Annotated in this window: 28 protein-coding genes; 15 read left to right on the top strand and 13 right to left on the bottom strand. The window is 51.0% G+C overall.

What is annotated here, in order from left to right; translation table 11 throughout:
- The first annotated feature begins 7 nt into the window (after positions 1-7).
- From JVX88_RS17660 to JVX88_RS17650, 3 genes are all read left to right on the top strand, one after another.
- On the top strand, positions 8-1,594 hold the full coding sequence (locus tag JVX88_RS17660) for a Na+/H+ antiporter (RefSeq protein ID WP_211619478.1): 1,587 nt from the start codon (positions 8-10) through the stop codon (positions 1,592-1,594).
- Between the two features lie 96 nt (positions 1,595-1,690).
- Entirely contained in the window at positions 1,691-1,948 is a 258-nt protein-coding gene (locus JVX88_RS17655) for a hypothetical protein (RefSeq protein ID WP_317134384.1), read from the top strand.
- A gap of 82 nt (positions 1,949-2,030) precedes the next feature.
- The gene (locus tag JVX88_RS17650) at positions 2,031-3,311 is read left to right on the top strand and encodes a SpoIID/LytB domain-containing protein (protein ID WP_211619477.1); all 1,281 of its coding nucleotides are present in this window, start codon (positions 2,031-2,033) and stop codon (positions 3,309-3,311) included.
- 265 nt (positions 3,312-3,576) lie between these two features.
- Here the strand turns inward: JVX88_RS17650 and JVX88_RS17645 are convergent, their stop codons facing one another.
- A complete protein-coding gene (locus JVX88_RS17645) occupies positions 3,577-3,876 on the bottom strand; it encodes a ferredoxin (protein WP_211619476.1) in 300 nt (99 codons plus the stop codon).
- A gap of 432 nt (positions 3,877-4,308) precedes the next feature.
- A complete protein-coding gene (locus JVX88_RS17640) occupies positions 4,309-4,536 on the bottom strand; it encodes a hypothetical protein (RefSeq protein ID WP_211619475.1) in 228 nt (75 codons plus the stop codon).
- 293 nt (positions 4,537-4,829) lie between these two features.
- Between JVX88_RS17640 and JVX88_RS17635 the strand changes: the two genes are divergently transcribed.
- The 6 genes from JVX88_RS17635 (at position 4,830) to JVX88_RS17610 (ending at position 8,410) form a co-directional block, all read left to right on the top strand.
- Positions 4,830-6,167: a TonB-dependent receptor plug domain-containing protein gene (locus JVX88_RS17635; RefSeq protein WP_211619474.1), complete on the top strand. Its 1,338-nt coding sequence runs from the start codon at positions 4,830-4,832 to the stop codon at positions 6,165-6,167.
- A 62-nt stretch (positions 6,168-6,229) separates the two neighbouring features.
- On the top strand, positions 6,230-6,763 hold the full coding sequence (locus JVX88_RS17630; RefSeq protein WP_211619473.1) for a hypothetical protein: 534 nt from the start codon (positions 6,230-6,232) through the stop codon (positions 6,761-6,763).
- A 43-nt stretch (positions 6,764-6,806) separates the two neighbouring features.
- Positions 6,807-7,052, top strand: a complete 246-nt coding sequence (locus JVX88_RS17625) for a hypothetical protein (protein ID WP_211619472.1) — start codon at positions 6,807-6,809, stop codon at positions 7,050-7,052.
- A 15-nt stretch (positions 7,053-7,067) separates the two neighbouring features.
- Entirely contained in the window at positions 7,068-7,394 is a 327-nt protein-coding gene (locus tag JVX88_RS17620) for a type II toxin-antitoxin system HicB family antitoxin (RefSeq protein WP_211619471.1), read from the top strand.
- Complete coding sequence (locus JVX88_RS17615; protein ID WP_211619470.1) at positions 7,391-7,618, top strand: hypothetical protein; 228 nt, start codon at positions 7,391-7,393, stop codon at positions 7,616-7,618. The genes JVX88_RS17620 and JVX88_RS17615 overlap by 4 nt, the downstream gene beginning before the upstream one ends.
- 369 nt (positions 7,619-7,987) lie before the next feature.
- A complete protein-coding gene (locus JVX88_RS17610) occupies positions 7,988-8,410 on the top strand; it encodes a hypothetical protein (protein WP_211619469.1) in 423 nt (140 codons plus the stop codon).
- A 175-nt stretch (positions 8,411-8,585) separates the two neighbouring features.
- Here JVX88_RS17610 and JVX88_RS17605 read toward each other — a convergent pair whose 3' ends face one another.
- Positions 8,586-9,326 carry a hypothetical protein gene (locus JVX88_RS17605; protein WP_211619468.1) on the bottom strand — a complete coding sequence of 247 codons (741 nt, stop codon included), beginning with the start codon at positions 9,324-9,326 and terminating at the stop codon, positions 8,586-8,588.
- A 365-nt stretch (positions 9,327-9,691) separates the two neighbouring features.
- Here JVX88_RS17605 and JVX88_RS17600 point away from each other — a divergent pair, with 365 nt between their 5' ends.
- Together JVX88_RS17600 and JVX88_RS17595 are read left to right on the top strand one after the other, a co-directional pair.
- Positions 9,692-10,345, top strand: coding sequence for a sigma-70 family RNA polymerase sigma factor (locus JVX88_RS17600; RefSeq protein WP_211619467.1), 654 nt, complete (start codon positions 9,692-9,694; stop codon positions 10,343-10,345).
- 306 nt (positions 10,346-10,651) lie between these two features.
- Positions 10,652-11,440 (top strand): pentapeptide repeat-containing protein, encoded by a 789-nt coding sequence (locus tag JVX88_RS17595; protein ID WP_211619466.1) that lies wholly within the window; start codon positions 10,652-10,654, stop codon positions 11,438-11,440.
- 12 nt (positions 11,441-11,452) lie between these two features.
- Here JVX88_RS17595 and JVX88_RS17590 read toward each other — a convergent pair whose 3' ends face one another.
- Positions 11,453-11,734 carry a hypothetical protein gene (locus JVX88_RS17590; RefSeq protein ID WP_263975165.1) on the bottom strand — a complete coding sequence of 94 codons (282 nt, stop codon included), beginning with the start codon at positions 11,732-11,734 and terminating at the stop codon, positions 11,453-11,455.
- Positions 11,735-11,863: 129 nt separating this feature from the next.
- Here JVX88_RS17590 and JVX88_RS17585 point away from each other — a divergent pair, with 129 nt between their 5' ends.
- Complete coding sequence (locus JVX88_RS17585; protein WP_263975164.1) at positions 11,864-12,580, top strand: phycobiliprotein lyase; 717 nt, start codon at positions 11,864-11,866, stop codon at positions 12,578-12,580.
- A 55-nt stretch (positions 12,581-12,635) separates the two neighbouring features.
- Positions 12,636-13,259 carry a chromophore lyase CpcT/CpeT gene (locus tag JVX88_RS17580; RefSeq protein WP_211619465.1) on the top strand — a complete coding sequence of 208 codons (624 nt, stop codon included), beginning with the start codon at positions 12,636-12,638 and terminating at the stop codon, positions 13,257-13,259.
- A gap of 61 nt (positions 13,260-13,320) precedes the next feature.
- Here the strand turns inward: JVX88_RS17580 and JVX88_RS17575 are convergent, their stop codons facing one another.
- The 6 genes from JVX88_RS17575 to JVX88_RS17550 all read right to left on the bottom strand — a co-directional run bounded on the left by JVX88_RS17575 (position 13,321) and on the right by JVX88_RS17550 (position 17,892).
- On the bottom strand, positions 13,321-13,857 hold the full coding sequence (locus JVX88_RS17575; RefSeq protein ID WP_211619464.1) for an ABC transporter permease: 537 nt from the start codon (positions 13,855-13,857) through the stop codon (positions 13,321-13,323).
- A 113-nt stretch (positions 13,858-13,970) separates the two neighbouring features.
- Entirely contained in the window at positions 13,971-14,918 is a 948-nt protein-coding gene (locus JVX88_RS17570; protein ID WP_211619463.1) for a diacylglycerol/lipid kinase family protein, read from the bottom strand.
- 33 nt (positions 14,919-14,951) lie between these two features.
- Positions 14,952-16,325: an aminopeptidase P family protein gene (locus JVX88_RS17565; RefSeq protein ID WP_211619462.1), complete on the bottom strand. Its 1,374-nt coding sequence runs from the start codon at positions 16,323-16,325 to the stop codon at positions 14,952-14,954.
- Entirely contained in the window at positions 16,325-16,867 is a 543-nt protein-coding gene (gene atpH / locus JVX88_RS17560; RefSeq protein WP_211619461.1) for an ATP synthase F1 subunit delta, read from the bottom strand. The genes JVX88_RS17565 and atpH overlap by 1 nt, the downstream gene beginning before the upstream one ends.
- Position 16,868: 1 nt before the next feature.
- Positions 16,869-17,444 carry an ATP synthase F0 subunit B gene (locus JVX88_RS17555; protein WP_211619460.1) on the bottom strand — a complete coding sequence of 192 codons (576 nt, stop codon included), beginning with the start codon at positions 17,442-17,444 and terminating at the stop codon, positions 16,869-16,871.
- A gap of 1 nt (position 17,445) precedes the next feature.
- Positions 17,446-17,892: an ATP synthase F0 subunit B gene (locus JVX88_RS17550; protein ID WP_211619459.1), complete on the bottom strand. Its 447-nt coding sequence runs from the start codon at positions 17,890-17,892 to the stop codon at positions 17,446-17,448.
- 163 nt (positions 17,893-18,055) lie between these two features.
- Between JVX88_RS17550 and JVX88_RS17545 the strand changes: the two genes are divergently transcribed.
- Together JVX88_RS17545 and JVX88_RS43115 are read left to right on the top strand one after the other, a co-directional pair.
- Positions 18,056-18,988: a DNA-methyltransferase gene (locus JVX88_RS17545; RefSeq protein ID WP_211619458.1), complete on the top strand. Its 933-nt coding sequence runs from the start codon at positions 18,056-18,058 to the stop codon at positions 18,986-18,988.
- Complete coding sequence (locus JVX88_RS43115) at positions 18,975-19,208, top strand: hypothetical protein (protein ID WP_211619457.1); 234 nt, start codon at positions 18,975-18,977, stop codon at positions 19,206-19,208. The genes JVX88_RS17545 and JVX88_RS43115 overlap by 14 nt, the downstream gene beginning before the upstream one ends.
- Here the strand turns inward: JVX88_RS43115 and JVX88_RS17535 are convergent.
- From JVX88_RS17535 to JVX88_RS17525, 3 genes are all read right to left on the bottom strand, one after another.
- Positions 19,200-19,664: a DUF1772 domain-containing protein gene (locus tag JVX88_RS17535; RefSeq protein WP_211619456.1), complete on the bottom strand. Its 465-nt coding sequence runs from the start codon at positions 19,662-19,664 to the stop codon at positions 19,200-19,202. The two genes, JVX88_RS43115 and JVX88_RS17535, sit on opposite strands and share 9 nt — an antisense overlap.
- A gap of 6 nt (positions 19,665-19,670) precedes the next feature.
- Positions 19,671-20,303, bottom strand: a complete 633-nt coding sequence (locus tag JVX88_RS17530; RefSeq protein ID WP_211619455.1) for an FMN-dependent NADH-azoreductase — start codon at positions 20,301-20,303, stop codon at positions 19,671-19,673.
- Between the two features lie 132 nt (positions 20,304-20,435).
- Positions 20,436-20,774 (bottom strand): hypothetical protein, encoded by a 339-nt coding sequence (locus tag JVX88_RS17525; protein ID WP_211619454.1) that lies wholly within the window; start codon positions 20,772-20,774, stop codon positions 20,436-20,438.
- Positions 20,775-20,793 lie beyond the last annotated feature (19 nt).

The following is a 20,793-nucleotide window of genomic DNA, read 5'->3' as shown; positions in this document are numbered from 1 at the left end:
AACGGTTATGGAAATTGTGTCGGTGCTAAGCGTCGTTCAGGGCGAGGAAGTGATTGAGGCTAATCTGAAACAGTTTTTGTTAGTTTTGTCGATCTCGTTAGGCGTAGCAACATTACCACAGGTGTTTAGCTGGTTGCGCCAAATTCCCTATACCCTGTTGCTTGTGATCGTGGGATTGGGTCTAGCCTTTATCGATGTGCGGCTGGCGGACTTGTCTCCCGAATTGATTCTGTCGATCTTCTTGCCGCCGCTATTGTTTGAGGCTGCCTGGAATCTAAAATGGTCCGAACTAAAGCGAAATCTCGTGCCGATCAGCCTTTATGCTGTATTTGGGGTGGTGATTTCGGTCATAGGCGTGGCGCTAGGACTGAACCAACTGGCTGGACTGACGCTAACGACGGCCCTGCTGCTGGGAGCCAGCCTCTCCGCCACCGACCCGGTTTCGGTGATTGCCTTGTTTCGCGAATTAGGGGTCGGTAGCCGCCTATCGACGATGATGGAAGGCGAAAGCTTGTTCAATGATGGGATGGCCGTAGTTGCCTTCGAGTTTCTGGTGGCATCCTCCTTGGGAACGATTGAACCGACGCTACAAACCACGCTGATTCAGTTCATTCAGGTAGTTGGGGTCGGCCTTGCAGTGGGAGGGTTGCTGGGATTTGGCATTTCGTTTCTGACGCAACGGTTTGATTTGCCGCTGGTAGAGCAATCGCTGACGTTGGTATCGGCCTATGGTAGCTACCTATTAGCTGAAGAGTTTGGCGGCTCAGGTGTGATTAGCGCAGTGATTACGGGGTTGATTTTAGGCAACTTCGGCTCCCGGATTGGGATGAATCCCCGCACCCGGATTATTGTTACTGAGTTTTGGGAATTTCTCGCCTTTTTTGTCAATTCAATTATTTTTCTGTTGATTGGCGATCAGGTACGCTACACCAATCTGGTTGACAATCTAGGAATTATCGCCATTGCCATTGGCGGCATGATCGTGACGCGAGCCATTAGTGTCTATGGTCTGGGTAAATTAAGCAATGTGATCACCGAAACGGATTTATCGCTGGGCGAACAGACGGTGCTATGGTGGGGCGGACTGCGGGGTTCGGTGTCGATTGCCTTAGCGTTGAGTGTGCCAACCCAACTGCCAGAGCGGGATATGATTATCTCCACTGTGTTCGGCGTAGTGTTATTTACGCTATTAGTGCAGGGACTCACAATCAAACCGTTACTGCAAAAACTGAATCTCCTAGGGGACCAGCCCTTACGACAGCAGTACTCCGAATCGGTAGCCCGACTGGCAGCGCTGCAGCGAGTTTTAGAGTATCTTCAGACAATTGACGACCGTCCCGGCATCGAACCAGATTTCTATCGCTATCAGGAAGCTCTGCTCAAAGGCGAGATTAGTCGCTTAGAGACCGAAATTGACAAGCTCCAGACCACCTATCCCAACCTGCGCGACTACATCACCGACCAACTGCGGGAAGAGCTGTTGAGCGTGGAAGCCAATACTTACGCCGAGCTAGTCCAAACCGGACGACTGAATCGGGAACTGGCTCCCTTCTTGCAACAGGCCGCAGAAGGTAACGACGCTTTGCAAGCATGAGTCTAAAGCATAGAGCCTCGAGCCATACCTGAGTGTTGCACCGCCATCCAGCTCCCACCGGTAAGATAGAGAAGCGAATCCAAGTTGCCATTGGTCATGTCTCTTTCCTTCTCTACCGAGCCAGTTCAGCCTTCCCTACCGGTCTCTCCTCTGGAGCAATCTGATGAAAGCGCTTTAGCTAAGCCACTTTTGGGCCAATCCCTGGCTGATTTAACCACCTGGGTCCAACAGCAAGGCCAGCCCGCCTATCGCGGCAAACAGTTACATCAATGGATTTACCAGCAAGGCGTGCGCCATCTCAGCGACATTTCCTGCCGAGGACAGTGCTACCCAGTGGAAATCTCAAGGCGTTGAGGTTGAAGTAGCGCAGCCGCGTCAGTGGCAGGTGTGGGCCAAGCGTGAAACCTACAAAACCCCCCTATTGCGTCGGTTACTGATGCAGAATCTGCGGGCTAACGGCTCCAAAACGGCCTTTATTGACACTCAGGTGCAGCAGCAAGAGCCAAAGGCCACCATTGCTGTCAACGGCACGCGCTATCAGCAGGATGAGATGGAGTTTGCTGCCTCAACACAGCAGTTTGAGGTGACGTTTAATCGTAATGACCACGGCACTCGCCTCTATGCCGGAACCTTGAAGCTCCAGCCCAATGCTTACGGTACTTACACGCTAGTCAATCAGGTGCCGATCGAGACCTATTTGCGCGGTGTAGTGCCCCACGAAATTGGCCTGGGTGCTCCGCCAACCGCAATTGAAGCTCAGGCAGTTTTGGCGCGGACCTATGCTTTACGAAATCTGCGTCGCTTTGCGATCGATAATTACCAGCTCTGTGCCGATACTCAGTGTCAGGTGTATTGGGGTTTGATGGGGGCTGCCCCTGAATCCGACCGAGCAATTGCGGCCACGCGAGGGATGGTATTGACCTACAATAACGAGCTAGTGGACGCACTCTATTCCTCCACAACGGGTGGTGTTACGGCTCCCTTTAGCAATGTTTGGAATGGGCCGGATCGCCCTTATTTACAAGCGGTAGTGGATTCGGTACAAAGCCTGTGGGATCTGTCTCAGCGTAGCTTAGCCGATGAAGCTAACTTCCGCTCATTCATTAACCTGAAGCAAGGTTTTAATGAAGCGGGCTGGGATATGTTCCGCTGGCGGGTCGAAAGTCCGCTAACTGAGATTGCTCAAGATCTGCGCTCCTACTTACAAAGCAAACAGCATCCCTTAGCAAACTTCACGCAAATCAAAGAACTGCAGGTAGTAGAACGCTCTCCGGCTGGGCGAGTTCAGCGCATGGAAGTCTCAACCGATCGCGGCTTGATCGAGTTAGAAAAGGATGAGATTCTGCGAGCACTCTACGCGCCCAACAGCACACTGTTCTATCTAGATCCTATCTACGAAACCCGACCCCAGCTCAGCCCACAGGCTTCTGCCAATCCCCAACCATCTCCAAATGGGCAGCCCATCCCTGCGGCTTCGGTGCCTGCTGCTAGTCCCCCAGCTAGTCCTGTAGCCAAGGTATTGAAAGGCTATGCCTTTGTTGGTGGAGGTTTAGGTCATGGAGTTGGCATGAGCCAAACGGGCGCCTATCGACTGGGTGAACTAGGCTGGTCCAGTGAACGCATTCTGCGCTTCTACTATCCAGGTACTCAGCTTCAGCCCTTAAACCCCAGTATCGCCTTTTGGCGCGAACCGGAAGTTGTCAGCAGCCAGAAATAGAGTACGCTCCTCTGGATATCCAGAAAGCGACAGCTCAAGATCAATACAACAAGGCAGAAGCACAAATCGCACTTCTGCCGAGAAAACTTTGCTAGTGCTGTTAGCCCTGAATAGCACCAGTTGAGATAATACTAGTAAGGTAGTTGGATTAATCAGAAGGCGACGAATCGCCCTCTTGATTGTAAGTACCGTTTGCTTAGAGCCTATCTGAAAACCCTTTCGGGGTTTTGGAATTCAAAAGCTCTGACAAGTTTTCGGAAAGTAGTTAGTACAGCTCTTCTTCTTGGTGGGTGATGATGGTGCAATCAGAAGTTGGATAGGCCACACAAGTCAAGACATAACCTGCTTCAATTTGATCGTCATCCAGGAAGGATTGATCTGACTGGTCAACTGTACCGGCGGTAATTTTACCAGCACAAGTAGAGCAAGCACCGGCACGGCAGGAATAGGGCAGATCCAACCCTTGCTCTTCAGCAGCATCCAGGATGTACTCATCGTCGGGTACTTCGATCGTGGGATTCAACCCTTCAGCGTCGTTAATCAATGTAACTTTGTACGTAGCCATGTATATCCTCTCAGTGTTCGAAACGGCAGTCAAAGTTTACCTATTACCCAGCTAGCAATGATTATTAAAGAATCAAAGCTCATTCTGGACAAACTCTAATTCTGATACTACGGGAAAACCTTATATCTGTAACCAAAATTCAGCTGACTTGATGAATGGGATTCGTAATGAAACCGGCTATGTTTAGCCTGAATTACTTATACTTTAGAATTATTTTAGGATCCCATAAGGTTAGCTTAAATAGTGGCACAGAGCTAAAGTTTTGCTTAATCAACTGCCACCGCTAACATAATTAAGCTGAAGCTTTTTGCTGTTGGTAATTTGACCTTTGATCCCATAGGAAAGGCGTTTGTTCAGCTGAGTAATATATAGCTTTCACTAGGGCTAAAAGCTGCAATGAATTAGCAGTAATTATTGTTTTAGTTATCATAATCATTCAATAGAATTTAATAGAGCATACTTATCGGTTCGCCAAAATTGCCGCTTTTGAATGGCTTCTGATTTGATTGCGTAAGGATTGCATAAGGCAGGTTTTTGAGTAGATTTGTACACGATTTTGCAGATACTGAATTCAGCTCCAGGGTCTGTAAATTTTTTGTGTTTGCTGGCGGCATCGCCTACCCGTGCTGAAGTATGGGCTAATCCAGCAAGTCCACTCATATGCTTGCGTTCCCGCAGGGTAGTGGAACTAGAATCCCTGTCTAGTCTGCATGAGCAGACTTCCCCCACTAGCCCGCCCCCTACTAACCTGTTATTGACGCGCGGGTGGGAGATGACGAAGCCAGACAATCGGATTGCACAAAATTCTGTACAGACTCTCAGTCGGTCTACTTAGACGTTGATAAACTAGATAAACTGGGTGACAAAATCATCTGATAGAAAGCATCGGGGCACGGTTCTTTTTTTCTGATGCAAAGGTTCGATTGAACTCTAACCCCGACACTCTTGGAACGATGCCGCCAACGAACGCGACGATCATTGATGCACGCGAAGGCATAAATTTCGTTGCTGACGCGAACGACCCCGACGCTTTTCAAAGATCACGGTTCTTGAGCAGCGTTTTCACGGCTTCGCACGCATTCAATTCGATGGTTTCTATACAGGGATATTATTCGAATCTGCAGACACGTCGCCGAAACGATAACGGTCCGCTTGGCTCAGGTTTTCAATCTGCATCGACCTCGCATAACGACGGCTCAATCCAGACGGCTAATTTTACCACCGCGATCACCCCGAAGTCCCACACGATAAAGATCGGATACGAATTTGAGCACGAAAAATATGTAAATGAGAACAGCACCCCAAGCGGGACGACGAACAATTGGACACGCGCGTTTCAATCCAGCAATACGATCTTTGCACAGGACGTGATCAGCCTTTATGGAGGTAAACTTCAGCTCGCCGGCGGTGCACGCGCACAATGGTTTGACCTGAAAATGCCCGAATTCAGCCTTGCGAATGCGTTGTTTTCAAACACGTCAGCAGCAGATCCCCGACCTGCGTACACCTTCGATGGTGCAGTCTCATATTTCTTCAACCAAAGCGGGACAAAGCTGAGGGCACACGTGGGGAATGGCTATCGCGTGCCGTCGCTTTACGAGCGCTTTGGCTCATTTTTCTCCACTTGGCCGGCGCCCGGATTCGTTGCGCTTGGCGATCCTGAATTGAAGCCGGAAAAAACGATCGCGTTTGATGCCGGAGTAGAACAATATGCGTTCAATGACAAGGCTCGTTTCGTCGCAACGTATTTTTATACGCATCTCCGAGATGTGATCGGCTTTGGAAGTGTCCCGCAGCCCGATCCTAACAACCGCTTTTCAGGCTATCTGAATACAAAGGGCGGTATTGCACGCGGAGGTGAATTTAGCGTTGATGCGAAGCCATCAGGTTCGACCGATATATTTGCCTCGTACACCTTTACGAACAGCGATCAGCGAAGACCACAGGTTGCGGGTACTGGAATTATCAGAACGCTAGGAATCCCGGACCATCAATTCACTATGAATTTCACGCAGAGATTCGATCGCTTTTGGGTGAATATGGACATCCTGGTCTCGTCTTCATATCTTGCGCCGATCTTCAGCAATTCCACGTTTATCACCTATCTTTATCGATTTGAAGGAAACAGGCGTGCTGACCTGACCGGAGGCTATACGTTCCGTGTTGGAAAAGATCGATACGGGCTGCGACTATTCGGAACCGTCGAGAACCTTTTCGATAACGCATATTTCGAGAACGGGTTTCGAACTCCGAGAAGACATGCACGTGCCGGGCTAAATTTCAGTTTCTAGGAGCGAATTGATTCGCTGAAGTAACTGACTGTGTTAGAATAGCCGAAACTCGAGGTGGGGTTATGAAACTTCTTCTGGGTTTCGGCTTTATATGTATTGTAGCCGGAGTGAACTCCGTTCCGGCTCAGAGTAAAACCGTAACGAATGCCGATCTGGAGAGATTTAGGGAGCGGCGTCTTCAGGCCGAACGCGAGTATCGGGAAAATCACGTGCGGTTAGGAATGCCATCGCCGGAGGAGCTGGAACAGCGTCGTCAAGCAGACATCGCAAGGGCCATCGAGATCGGCGAGAGGCTTCGTCGTGAAAGGGTCGAGCGCGAGATGCGCGAGGCCGAGATTGCCGCGATGGCGAATATGCGAACCGAGCAAGGGCCCGTTCAATCTTTAATATTGCGTGATGGCGGATATTCAGTCAGCTACATGTACGGGAATGGTTACCGTGGACGCTATAGGCGACAGCATTGGGCCGGCGACCGACAGCCCATATATTGGCGTAGTGCTGGGGGAATGGTCATTTGGGAGCCGGGCGGCAGGCCGAGTACGGTCTGGCCATCACCTTACCGTCCCCGTCTGTCAAGACTCCAGGGGCCAAGGTAGCCGTGATCTTCCGTTGGTATCAAAAAATAATACTATTCATTGAATGAATAAGAAAAAGCTGGCGCAGTTTGAGCGATTGCTTGAGGACCCGTCGGGGCTTAATATGACGTGGCCCGACGCGATCGGCCTTTTGAAAGCGGCCGGAGCAGCCGTCAGCTCAAAGAACGATCGTGTAAGGATCGCGCTAAAAGATGTCCGCGGGATATTGCATAGGCCAGTAGGGGAAGAATACCTTTGCGCTGGATCGGCCAGAGCATTGCGGCGTATTTTTCTTACAACCAGTGAGTGAAAGCGGAAAGTAACGATGAGATATAAGAATTACGAGGCGATCGTTAGGTATGATGAAGACTCCCAACTCTTTTTCGGCGAGGTTGTGAATACCCGCGATGTGCTCACTTTCCAAGGTAGATCGGTCGCCGAACTTAAGCGTGAGATGAAGGCAACCGTCGAAGAATATCTGGAGCTCTGCAGAAAACGTAAGGAAGATCCGGATCGGCCGTTCTCGGGGAACTTCGTGCTTCGGCTTTCCCCACAACTTCATAGTCGCCTTTACGCAAAGGCAAAGGCAAGCGGGCAAAGCTTGAATTCATTTGTCGAACAGCAGCTGGAATCTTCACTGAACAGATCATGAAAGAAGGTTGGGAAGCGGTTATAGGTATGGAGATCCATACTCAACTTGCTACGGAAACAAAGATCTTTTGCGGTTGCCGGGTCGAGTTTGGCAGCGAGCCGAACTCGAATACGTGTCCGGTTTGTCTGGGATTGCCGGGAGCCTTGCCTGTGCTTAATCGGGGCGTCGTGGAATTGGGTGCGCGGGCTGCCTTGGCTCTTGGGCTTGAGATACAGGGAAAGTAATTCGGCGTCCTCACCGGCGCGTTTCTCGGCAAGCCGCATCAATGCGACCCCACGCCGCGTGATGCGCTCGTCGCGTTCAGAACGGCCAAAAGAGTAAAGGCAACGTGCAAAGTCAAAAAGCAGCCAAGCGTCAGTAGGGTTCAATTGAAGAGCACGCCGAAATGCCTCTGCTGCCTGGAGCAGCGAACCGCTATAGCGCAATTGATTTCCGAGTATCCGAAGCCCTTCGGCTTTATCTTCGGAAAGGAACGTTTCGTGCGTATCTGTGGGTCTTAACAAGCCGCGTCCCGAACGAAATTGGTTACGCATGCTTTCTAATACCTCAGGTGAGGGTATGCTGGAGCGCTGCGCGTTGCGGCTTGCCTCACGATGATCGATGTAAAAATCCCTGAGTTCCAAAGATCGGACATCGAGCACATCATCCGGAAGCCTTGGGAACAATGCCTGGACCATTTCGAGGTATTTGCTGCCTCCGGACGCAAATGTCATAGTGATACCGCGGCCCCTAACAGTCGTACGAAAAGCATAGATAACACGACCGCTGCGTCTAAACGCTCTTATGGCCTGAGTATCGACCTGTTCGATGTGGTTTATCCGAAGCCGCTCGGAGTAGTTAAAAAGCCAACTTATTACCTTCATTACCGGCCCGCTCCGATAAAGCCTGAGGCCATCGAAAACGATCCTGTCAAAGAACGCAAGAACCGGCGAGACTATCAGGGCAAGAACTGCAGCAGCAATAGCGTACACTTCCTGCTCAATGTAAAAAAGAAATCCGGAAATGAACAACAATAAAAATGAGACGCCGAGATATGCGTGTGGTGAAACACGGATCGCTACTTTATTGCCGAGCTTCCCGCTTCCTCTTATAAGATCCGACTTGCTGACCATTTTCGTTAACCTAGAATAACAAAAGGCGGAAAAGCAATAAAATTCTTGCCTTCCGCCCATCGAATTGATTTATTTCGGCCTAAAAAGGCAACGAGCCCAGATCCGGCTTTATCTCCGGAAGCTGCTTAGTACGCTCGGGATCAAGTTGCGTAAGTTTGTCCTTGGCTTTTTGAGCCGTAGCTGTCAGCGGCACGGATTTACCGTCAAGGTCTTTTGCCTCGCTCGCGGTCTTGACGAGCTCAAACAGAACATCAATAGCCTCTGCCTTTTTGCCCTGTTTCTCATAAAGCTGCGCAAGTTCCCAGTTTATTGTCTCTTTTGAGATTATGGGGTCAGATGAAGCAGATAATTCGGCATAAAGTGCAGCCGCCTGGTCTAGTTTGCCGTCATCGGCAAGCACCTGAGCCAAAGCGAATTTTGACAGGCTGCCCACTTCTCCGCCGGAGCCGGAAAGAGCTTCAAGCTCTGCGGTACCGGCCGCTCGATCGAGTGTCAAACGATTGATCGCTATGAAATATTTGGCCTTTTCACCAACACTGCCACCATATTCCGCGGCAACCTTCTCAAACTCGGCGATCGCTGCCTGGGCCCGATCAGCTTCCGTCTTGAACGTTTTCTCCGTAGAACCCGCCGGCGGTGATTCCATGATCTGCGCCTGCTGAATTTCCATTGCCCGGCCCAATGCGGCTTGTGCCTTTTGGTTCGAACTGTTGTTCCAAAGCAGGATCAGCCATATCAGAATGCCAAGAACGGCAAGGGCCCCAATACCGTAAAGTATATTTCGGCCCTGCCCCTCGAAGATCTTCCCCGCCTTTTCCAACTGGGTTCCAACCTTTTCTTGAAATGGGTCTTGATACCGCGGCTTAGGCTCCGACTACGTCTGCGGAACTGCGACGGGCATTGTACTGCGCTTTTTTCGTGCCATTTTTATAGTAAAAATGCAATTCCCGAGCTCGAAATCGTTATATAATCGGAGGACACGGGTTGATGCAAAATATTGAATTTAGCGTAAATTCGGCCTTCGGGCAACCAGCGGTTGACTAAAACCCGTCGGATAAATAAGGACAAATATTTTGCATTTGACTGGGAACAAAGCACACGAAGTGGTGTCTAATTAAGTGGTCGGTGCGGTCGGCCGATGCGTTAAATGGCGTTTTCGCTTCGTGTTAGGATAAAAGAGGCACGATGCAGAGCACAAAATCAATTGCCTTCGATGATGAGAGGTTAGTTGAGGCCGCGGCGGCGGCAAGTAATGCGTCTGTCCTGGATGAAGCGGAAAATAGTTTCGTTGAAAGATTGAAGAACGGAGATCCGGATGCGTTCGACATCTTGGTCAATCGGTACTCGAATGAGATCTACGCGCTACTGCGGCGGCTTGTCCGAGACCCGGATGATGCAGCCGATCTGACGCAGGAGACTTTCCTGAGCGCGGTCAAGGCGATCAAGGGGTTTCGCGGAGACTCTGGCCTAAAGACCTGGATGTTTCGCATAGCAATGAACCACGCCAGAAATCAGTTTCGGTGGTGGAAACGTCGGCATAGAGACCGTTCCGTATCTTTAGACAATGCTGAATTTGACGGCACTGTCCCGCTATCAGAAAAGATCGGGTCCGACAGCCCGGGCCCTGAAGAGACATTCATTCGGCGGGAAAGAGAGGATGCCGTTTTAGCAGAGTTGGCAGAATTGCCAACAATATTTAGAGAAGTTGTAGTGCTTTGCGATATTCACGGTCTGGGTTATGAAGAGATCGCTTCAATGCTCGAGGTGAATATCGGAACCGTAAAATCGCGGATCTCCCGTGGACGGGAAGAATTAAGAAAGCGATTGAAGGATCTTTGAAGACGGAAAGGATGGTTGACTCGCCCCGGTTTTAACTTTGGTTAAGGACGTATCGGTGCCAAACGAGAGGTCTAAAAGAACTAAGACGGGTCAAATATAGTTCCGGCAGAGTGAAGTGTTTGTTGCGAAAAAAGTCCATCATCGTCATCGGAGCCACTACCATTCCCCTCTCCCTCACGTCGCGCTAGGCTGCATCTCGCTTGTCCGAGCATACCGTTCTGGCGTCATGCGGATCAATCGGGGGAACGCAAGGCGGTACAATACCTCTGAGGCTGGATGCTGTGATTGTCCAGGAAACCCTGCCCAATGCCAACCTCTCCAGACACGGTGCTACAGGCCGTCCAGGCTAAGGTGGAGCTAGACCACGCCGATTTATACCACATCAATCTTAGCGGGCTTGCCCTAGAGGCGGCTCACCTATCGCAGGCGATTCTGATTCGGGCCGATCTGCGTCACACCAACCTCAGTCGAGCCGATCTGCGCGGCGCCGATCTGCGCGGGGCGGACTTACGGGGGGCACGGCTGCAGGACGCCAATCTGCACGGCGCCTGTCTGTATCGCGTTGACCTCAGGGGTAGCGATCTGCGCGGCGCCAACTTAAGTGAGGCCCGCCTGCAGGGAGCCTACTATGACCGGCATACCCAGTTCCCTGACGGCTTTGCTTACCGCTCTGCCGGAGCGATTGGCCCGGGTGCTCAGCTCAATGGCGCGCCGCTCAATACGGCCAACCTGCGCGAGGCCGATTTGCAAAATGCCCAGTTGTTGGGCGCTTACCTGGGTGGCGCAGACCTGACCGGAGCCAACCTCCAGGGCGCGCGACTCGTACAGGCCGATTTGCGCGGAGCGACGCTGACGGGGGCCTATTTGCGGCAGGCGCGTCTGAATGGCGCTAACCTCGCGGGCGTGGATCTGCGGGCTGCCGATTTCAGCGAGGTCGAATTCGAGCAGTTCGAGAGCATTGCCGGGGCCGATTTTACGCTCGTGCAAGGTCTTAGCGCCGCGATGCGCCAGCGCCTGCTGAGTCATCCGCCCGCCCAACTCGATGCGATTCACCCACTGACGCTCAAAACCACCCGCGCCAGTTTGAGCGAGTAGCCACTGCGGCAACTAGGATGGCACCGCGATCCAATCCTTTTTCAACAGCGCCAGAAACGTCGCAATCCCTTTGGAAAACCCGTCGGGATCCGGCAACGCATACTGCGGAAATTCTTCGTAGGGCCGCCACGGCTCCGAGTCGTTGTGGCGTAAGTGCAACACCCGCTCCTCGCCCTCCCGCTTCCACAGCATCTGCCCACCGCTCGGTATCTCCGCCATTCGCTCCTCCTGGTCTCTAACTGACCAACCTTGACTTTCCTCCATTCTGCGGATCTCATCCTCACCGTCTGTCATAATGATTACGTTTTGTTTAGAGAAGGCCGCATCCAAGAACACCCGTTATCCTCACTATAAAGAGGCCGATTCCGTCTGCCCCCTCCCGCAGGGGAGACTTTGGGCCGCCATCTGAATTGAGGTGGGCTGGTGCCGGGGGGCCAGCAGGCTTTACAATTTGGAGACTGGGGCTTGAAGGCAGTCAGGCGTCGAAGCCTGCAGTCGGGGTCGCACCGGTTGGTTCATCCGGTGGACCAGGCTGATAGGGGGAGGTCGCGATTGGGGTCGGGCGGCACCAAGGGGCAGCCAGTTGTGAATTCAGGTGTGAATGAGGGGATGGATATTACAGCGTTTGTCGCAAATTCAGTGGGTCGATGGCGGTCGCAGCGCAGTGCCCATCATCTGGCTTTTGGCCATTTTGAAGCAATTATGTCCGACATTGAAATTGTCGCCCTGACCTGCGAGGATCCGGCGGTGATCACCTTATGTCACCAGTATGGGATCAATCCGGCCACCGCGGTGTCGCCCTTTCGCATGAGTTGGCAGGGGCAATCGGATTGGGATGAGAGCGAGGTGCAGGGCCGTTGTGTCTTGGTGCCGATTCCCGACCCCTCTCACCCTAATCACGGCAAACTCTTGCGCAACCAGGGTTACGCCGAAACCATCGCCGCTATCGGCCAGTACTATCTGAGTGAGGATGGCACCTTTGTCCTCACCACCCCCTATGACCGCGCCGCCGCTGAAGAAAAAATCTGGTTCGTGAATCCCCATCTCCGCTGCCGCGTCTCCCTGATCAAAACCAGCGCTGGCACAGGCGTGGTCACGGCCTCCTTTGCCTCCGAAATTCGGCAGCCATCCTCCACCTAGACACCAACTCCTCGACGCTTGCGGCTCCCTTCTTTGTCCAATCTCAGTCACGCTCATGTCCTTCTCTTCAGCCACCTCATCCCCCTTCACCCCTTCCTCTGATTTGCTCACCTTGGCGCAGTGGATGGCCGGCCATTTTAGCAATTTTCACCAGGCCCAAGCCCAACCCCAGCAATTTGCTCATATTCATGTGTTTTTTCGGCCTTTGCCCATCGAGTTCTTTGGCACCATTGGCCTCTATTCGGAACAGGTGTATGACTATGATTGGTGGCGGCCCTATCGCCAAGGCGTCCATCGACTCCTGGATCAAGGCGACCAGATTTATATCGAAAATTATGCGATCACCGATGCCCTGCGCTATGCTGGGGCCGCCCGCGAACTTAGTATCCTCCACACGATTCGCCCCGATCAGATCACCCGACGTCAGCATTGTGCGATGGTGTTTCAACGGCAAGGCCACTCATTTCGCGGCGCGGTGGAACCGGGCAATCGTTGCCTGACTACCAAGCAGGGCTGCTCGACCTATCTGGTCAGCGAGGTAGAAGTCACCGCCACCACCTGGACGAGTTTAGACCGGGGCTTTGATGTCACCACCCATCAGCCGGTTTGGGGATCCGAGCATGGTCCCTTGATCTTTGATAAACAAGCGTCCTTTGCCGAGGAAGTGCCCACCCTATGACTACGATGAATACTCTTAAAAAACATCTAAGGAAATCAGTCAGTATAACCATAGGAATATCTCAAACACCTATAACGAACACGCAAAAGGTCAGTAAGGCGGAAAGTGCTGGTGAGGAGAACGATGAGAAAACGATGGCGACCGCGGTGATGATCGTTAGCTCAAGAAAGATCAGAGCTATACTGCCCCAGATGGTTGCCGCAAAATTACCTCCGCCGACATAAAGAAGTGCCAATGAGACGCCGATACCCATTATCACAACATTTACAAGCAGCGTTAAGCAAAGGCCGAGATACTTGCCTATGATGAATTCTCCCCTACCCACAGTTTTTGCAAATATCGAGAATACAGTTCGCTTTTCTATTTCTTTGGAAACTAGCCCAACACCGACAAAGATAGCGATGAAGACGCCAAAGAAAAGCATGGCATTGAGACCTATGTTAATGATCGTTCTGACCTCGTGTCCGTCTGTAAGGTCGCCGAGCAATATGGCGCAACCGACGAGCAGCAGCACGAAGATAACCAGGTTATACAGCACTCGGTCGCGAACGGCTTCGCGAAACGTGTTTTTTGCGATGGAGATGATTCGTGAAAACACTTAACTTTACAATAAGTTAGGCGGACTTGAACGGATAGGCTCGCAGGACGCAGCCAGATATATGATAGACGATTATTGGTATTACGAAAAGGGAGTTTTGCACCCCGTTTATCCTAGGTAACGCTCGGCACGCGGAGCCGGATCGCCGCAGGTACAACGGAGTACTCGGCGGGAAGGAACCCCGGAAGCTCGCCATCCACGGAAATAGGTATTTCTTCGTTCGGATCTTCTGCGCCGACGCTGATCGTTCGGACAAGTTTGCTCTTCACCTCTGGCAATTCCAAATGCGTTCCTGTATAGAGTGAATAGGCGTTGAGAATGATCTTCGCTGTATTTATATCGCCGACATTGACGACGTCAAGCAGCCCATCGGCAAGCTTTGCATCCGGCGCTATCATCATTCCCCCACCAAAAAAACGTGCATTCGCGATACACAGATTGACCGAGCGCAAGCCCGATTTGGGACTGCCGTCTATTTGTACACGAAGTGCGAATGGCCCCAGCCCGACTACTTCCTGAAGTGTTGACAACGCGAAACTAGCCCGTCCGCGAACCGTATCCAACGGCAGCCAAGAAAGGGAAGTTGAACCTTTTACCCGTCCGATGATCGCCGCTGCAAGTCCAATAGATGATTCGTTGATGAAATATCTTTGGGCATCATCTCCTAGCTCGTTTTTGAATTTGACTGAACCAAGGTCGATCCGGCGTGTTTCCCCATCGCGGAGCGATCGAGCGACATCGCGCGGTGTAGTCGGCATACCGATCGTCCGGCGAAAGTCACCACCGGTCCCGGAGGGGAATATGCCAAGTTCACAATCCGCACCGGAAAGCATTATCCCATTAACTACCTCATTAATGGTTCCATCGCCCCCGCAGGCAATTATCATTTTCGCCCCGTCGCGGGCGTATCGCTTGGCAAGGCCTATTCCATCACCCGGGCATTTCGTGAATGCAGCTTTGAAAGGACCAAAATGAGCACGCAGATCAGCGGCGACACCTGCCCATTTATCGCGGGTCGAGCCACCTGCCGACTTGGGATTTACAATTACGATCGGAAGCATTCAAGAAAGAAACTTATTGCCTGAATGATGACATTAACGACCAGATCCTCTGGCCCGCGAGATGAAATTTTCGATCTCAGGGATCGACCGCGGCAATGCCTTTGACATCCATTCGACGCCATCTGAAGTAACAAGCATCATATCCTCGATCCGAACACCGATGCCTTTGTACTTTTCAAACACGGGCCGGACTTTCTCAATGAATTCCTTGTTTTCCGGATTTGAGGCTATCCATTCAAGCGTGTCGGGGCGAATATAGATGCCGGGTTCGTTTGTAAAGACCATTCCGGGAGCAAGCGGTGTTCCGTAATCTCCTACATCGTGAACATTCATACCGACCCAGTGTCCAAGGCCATGCATATACCATGTGCGGTACTGCGCACCGTCTTTTGCAGTGATCAATCCTAATTTGAATAATCCATCCTCGATAACACGTGCCGCTTCCTGTTGAAGTGCGGAAAATCGAACCCCCGGTTTCGTCATCTTTGCAACCGCTTCCTGCGCATCATAGACGATCTGATAGATCTCCGCTTGTTCTTTTGAGAACTTGCCGTTCACGGGGAATGTCCGGGTTATATCTGCTGTGTAATGTTGGTACTCGGCACCAACGTCCATCAGTAAAAGATCTCCGGAACGCACCCGGTCCGCCGGTATCTGATAATGGAGTGTTGTAGCGTTCGGTCCGCAGCCGACTATAGACGGATAACCCCAATAGTCGGCGCCACGTCGGCGAAAAGTATATTCAACCTCCGCCTGAACCTCGTATTCCCACTTCGCAGTGTGAGCCATTGCCTGTGACCGCATATGAGCCTCGGTCGAGATATCCACAGAGTGCTGCAGTATCTTCAGTTCATAAGGGGATTTGATCAAACGCAGTTGGGCAAATATCGGCCGGGCGTTTACGACCGGCACACTAAAATACACATCTTTGAGTTCGGTTTCTAGAGAGAATTCTCTGGCGCCGTTCGTGTCCTGCGGACCGTTTGGGAGAAGCATATAAACTTTCTTTGGAGCAATGATGCGAACATTCTCATCATTGCTGCTGATGAATTCCTTGCCTTCCTTCATTGCAGCGCGGAATTGTGTTCTTTCAGGAAGCGGAATGATCGTTCTTAAACCCGAGATCTGCTTTGCTTCCTCAACGGAATACATCTTTCCATCCCATGTCTCTGTAACCGGATTCCTCACGGGCAGAAAAAGATACTCAGTAACCGTATTTCCATCCTTGGTCATCACAAATGTGGCAGATTTCTGCTTTAGGCCGGTTAGATAGACAAAGTTGTTCTCGATCTGGGCCCGAATGAGTTCGTTGATCTCGTTCGCTTTGATTGCTTCCATATCTTTATCGTTTTTCAGCGCTTCATTGGCAGAGGCGGGAACCGACTTTGCCTTATACGCCGCAAACACTATTTTTGCATTAGTTCTTCTTTCAAATTCTCCAGCTTTGTTCTTACTGAGCTGTCATAAACCGTTGATCCGATGCGAGTAACAACGCCGCCGATCAATTCAGGATCGATCTTAAAATTCAAATTAACGGTGCGTCCGGTCAGGCGGTCAAGATTCGCCTTTAGCTCCTTCTTTTGCTCCTCGCTAAGCTCGTGAGCCGATGTAACATACGCCTGCAGCAGTCCGCTGCGTTCTTCCAGGACCGAGCCAAACTTCTCATTGATGGCCGGAAGGTCCGTAAGTCGCCCATTTTGGAGCAAGACCCTTAGAAAGTTAGATGTCGTCTTGGTCGGCTTCGCCTTGTCGATCAAACCTTCCAACAATCCCTCTTTTCGGGAATGGGCTATCGCAGGATTTGAGAAAGCATTTTGCAGGTCTTGATTCGATGTGAAAAGTTCCTTCAGCGTGCCGATCTCATTTCTAACAGTGTCCGATTCGCCGGTCTTGACCACAACATCCGCCAAAGCTGAGGCATATCTGCGTGCGATCGTTTCTGTGCTCATCTTAGTTCATTCCTCCGATCGCCTTGATCCCGGAGCCGATCAGCATCGAATCTACTTCTCCGTTAACCTTGGAACGCAATTTCTCATCCGCTCGGCGAATGCTTTCTTCAACAGCAAAACGTCGAAGCTGCAGCTTGGCGACCTGCCCGATGCGCACGGCCTCACCCTCTGCCTGAGCCTTAAGCTTTCTGGCTTCTTCCTCTGCCTGGGCGACCAGGCGAGCCTTTTCCTGTTCGATCTCGGCACGAGCTTCGCGCAGGATCGCGGCTTTTTCGGCATCTGCACCGGCGAGTTTTGCCTCGATCTCCGTTAGTTTTGCAAGAGCAGCTTTCTTGGCTTCTTCGGCCTTTATCAGCTCGGCACGGATCTCTTCACGTTTTGCCTTAAAAGTGCTTGAAAGCGGCTTCTTGAGGATATAGGTCAGCGCTGCAACGAAGATGAATAGGTTTACGAACTTCCAGACCTCAAAACCCGGATAGTTCATATACGTTTCCCAAAACTGGGAGAAACCGCCCTTTGAACCGCCGGGACTGGCCGCAAAGATTAGATAAAAAAGGCTGTTTATGAATGCTAACATCTTAACCTTTCAGAATGGTTGAGCTGATCTGGTCTGCCATTTTCTCAGCTTCAAGAGCGATCTCGACCTTGGCCTCCGCAACCGCATCGCGGAGAGCTGCTTTTTCAGCTTCGACGAAGGACGCGGCTTCAGATCGGGCATTCGCTATTGTCGTCTGGCGAAGGTCAACCGCAGCCCTGCGTTCTGTTTCAATGATCTCGTAGCTTTCCGTTCGGGCGGCAAGCATCTGTTCTTCGTAGCGCTTTTGCTTCTCGGCAACATCGCGAAGAATTTCGTCAGCTTCGCCTCCGCGTCCGGCCTTTTGCTTGGAGCGCTTCTCAAGAACAGCATTGATGGGCTTGAAGAATGTGCGATTGAGCGCCCAGATCATAAAGAGGATCAGGGCAATGTGTATGAACAAAGTTCCGTCCGGAAAAAGCTGTATCCCGGCAAACGCCAGAAACGACATATTTTATTAAATGAAACTATTAAAATTACAGGGCAAAACGCACCCGATGTCCAAAACATAAAAGACTATCACGCGCCATTTTAAGGGTCAAGGACACCTTTCCGACAACGCAAAGGCGCGACCGGCAGTGTCTCATATGATATGTTTCTCTGGAATGAGTGAAATGTCACAAGCTTTTCCGCCAAAGAGGCGGGCCGGACGCAACCGGACCCTGGTGGTATCGGCTGAGGAGCGTGAAGAACTCGCCAGCCACATAGCCTCAAGCGCATTGCGCAATTCGTCAGAAGCGGCCTTTATCCGCGGTGATGCGTTTACGGTTTTGAATAACCTGCCGGAACGCCAATTTGACCTGCTCTTCGCAGATCCTCCTTACAACTTGACAAAGCGTTTCGGTAAGGAGGCATTTAGCGAACGTTCGGCCGAGGAATATGAGCAATGGCTGGATTCGTGGATCTCACTTTGCGTTCCTTTGCTCAAGCCTACGGCCAGCGTTTATATCTGCGGCGATTGGCGAAGCTCGGCTGCGATACAACGCGTCGGTTCTCGGTATTTCAAACTTCGAAATCGCATCACCTGGGAACGCGAAAAGGGTAGGGGAGCAAAGACTAACTGGAAGAACGCCGCCGAAGATATCTGGTTCTTCTCGGTCTCGGACGAATACATATTCAACCTAGATGCGGTGAAACAACGTCGGCGTGTGATCGCACCTTACCGGGAGAATGGAAAACCGAAAGATTGGGACGAGACGCCTGACGGAAAATTCCGTGACACGCATCCGTCGAATATCTGGACGGACATTACCGTGCCGTTTTGGTCGATGCCTGAGAATACCGACCATCCGACGCAAAAGCCGGAAAAACTTCTTGCAAAGATCATTGTTGCAAGTACTAATGAGAACGATCTTATACTTGACCCTTTTGCAGGAAGCGGAACTTCTGCGGTCGTGGCGAAAAAGCTCGGCCGGAGATGCGTTGCGATCGAATCTGACGAAGAATATTGTCTTCTTGCGGCAAAGCGTCTTAAGATCGCCGAAGATGACAAAACTATTCAGGGATTTTCGGATGGCGTTTTCTGGGAGCGAAATGCAAGAATTTAGTGACAGTGAACAAACTTCACATAAGTTCTTTTTTGATTTTGTGGGGGCTCTCGATACCCGCGACTCGGATCCCAGGCGATTCGGCTGGTTTGTGGGCTATTTGGAGCAAAACAACAATACGTATTTCTTTGCCACGAACATTACGATGCCAAGTGCTGATGATGCTGCCAAACGGCTAGACATTACTCGTCGCTGTTTCAAAGCACTGGGTTTACTCTAAGGCAATCGTCAGCAATGTAGCGGCTGCCACTGCGGTTATTGTGCGAACATGGTTCCAAAGCGTCCAGTTGGTCAAGTACTTGGTCCACAGGTTTGCTGCTTCAGGGCTGTCGGGTTTAACGGTGGCTAGCGCGTTATTCAGCGGCACATTGAAGGCGATCGTCACCACAATTGTACCAACGAGATAGAGCAGACTACCAGCTAGCAAGTAGACTGCATTAGGTTGTTGCCAGTTGAACAGCGAGGCGATTACCCACCCAAGGCAAGCCGCCCCCGTACCAAACAGCGCCACCATGAACAATGGATTAATCGCCGTGATATTGATCGACTGCATGGCGACAATGCCGTCTCTTGGCTGAAGTCGAGCTAGCGCACTCATGATAAACGTGGAGAAGGCAAAGAAGACTCCGGCCACTAGTCCACAACCTAGTGCTGTGAATAGCTTTAAGGTAAACATAGACACTTACCTGCCTACGAGTTGAGCAATTTGGGTGCGAGCATTAGCAATCGATTCTGCCAAACCTGTACCGCCCGATTCATCGTTTTCGATGGGCACAAAGGTAATATCGGTGATGCCAATGAAGCCAAAAACTGTTCTCAGATAGGGATCTTGATAATTCAACGCTCCGTATCGCTCACCTATTGCATATCCGGATGCTCCGCGTGCTGTGATGATAAACATTTTCTTACCCAACACTAGCGGTTTGTAGGGATTTTCAGCATTCTCTGGGTCAAATTCAAAGGTGCGCCCAATGCGGACAATTTGATCGATATAGGCTTTCAGCATACTGGGAATGCTGTAGTTATACATGGGAACACCGATCACATAGATATCGGCAGCCAACAATTCGTCTACTAGCTGATCGCTGATGTGAATAGCATCTTGAAGATCGAGAGTACGTTGGGCTGGAGGGGTATAAGCTGCCGCAATCCAAGATTCAGTGATATGAGGAACTGGGTTGCGGCCAACATCTCGATAGGTGATGGTATCTGCTGGATGGGACTGTTTCCAGGACTCAACAAATTCTCTGGTGAATCGGCGTGATTGCGATCGTTCATCTCGCGGACTCGAATCAATATGCAGTAAATGAGCCATGCCATCCTCCTAGTGAATCACCCTTTCAGCATAGGGAATTCAACTAGGCTCAGCTATCTAATTCTTGTTGCACTATCAAAATCTTGCTGTCAGTTTTCAGGTTAAGGGTTGAGTTTTTAGAACATAGCTACGCTATTCCGCAGTATCAAAAACGCTTACTCTACCTCGGATAACGCGATGCTCCTCTCTGGTCTCGTTGCAAGGTTTTACAGTCATCGTACCATCTGCTCGTGCATAGAACTGAGCGCAGAGTTTGCCTTCGTGCTGATTGATTAGAGCTAAGATTTCATCCGGAGCCATCCCAGCGAAGTCATAAACATTAAGCTGACAAATCGGGCACTTTCTAACCGAGCGGTTGCCTACCATCGTTCCCCAAGAAACCGCACATGGTTCCTGCACCCTAATTTCTACATCTTCAAGCTGACGAATCGCCCTAAATCGCCTTTCTTTGCGAGGTAGTTTTTTTGACATGGTTGAGCCTTCCTGAACA

Source organism: Leptolyngbya sp. 7M (assembly GCF_018128485.1).
The sequence above is the reverse complement of the archived record's forward strand: the minus strand, read 5'-3'. Positions and strand labels throughout refer to the sequence as shown.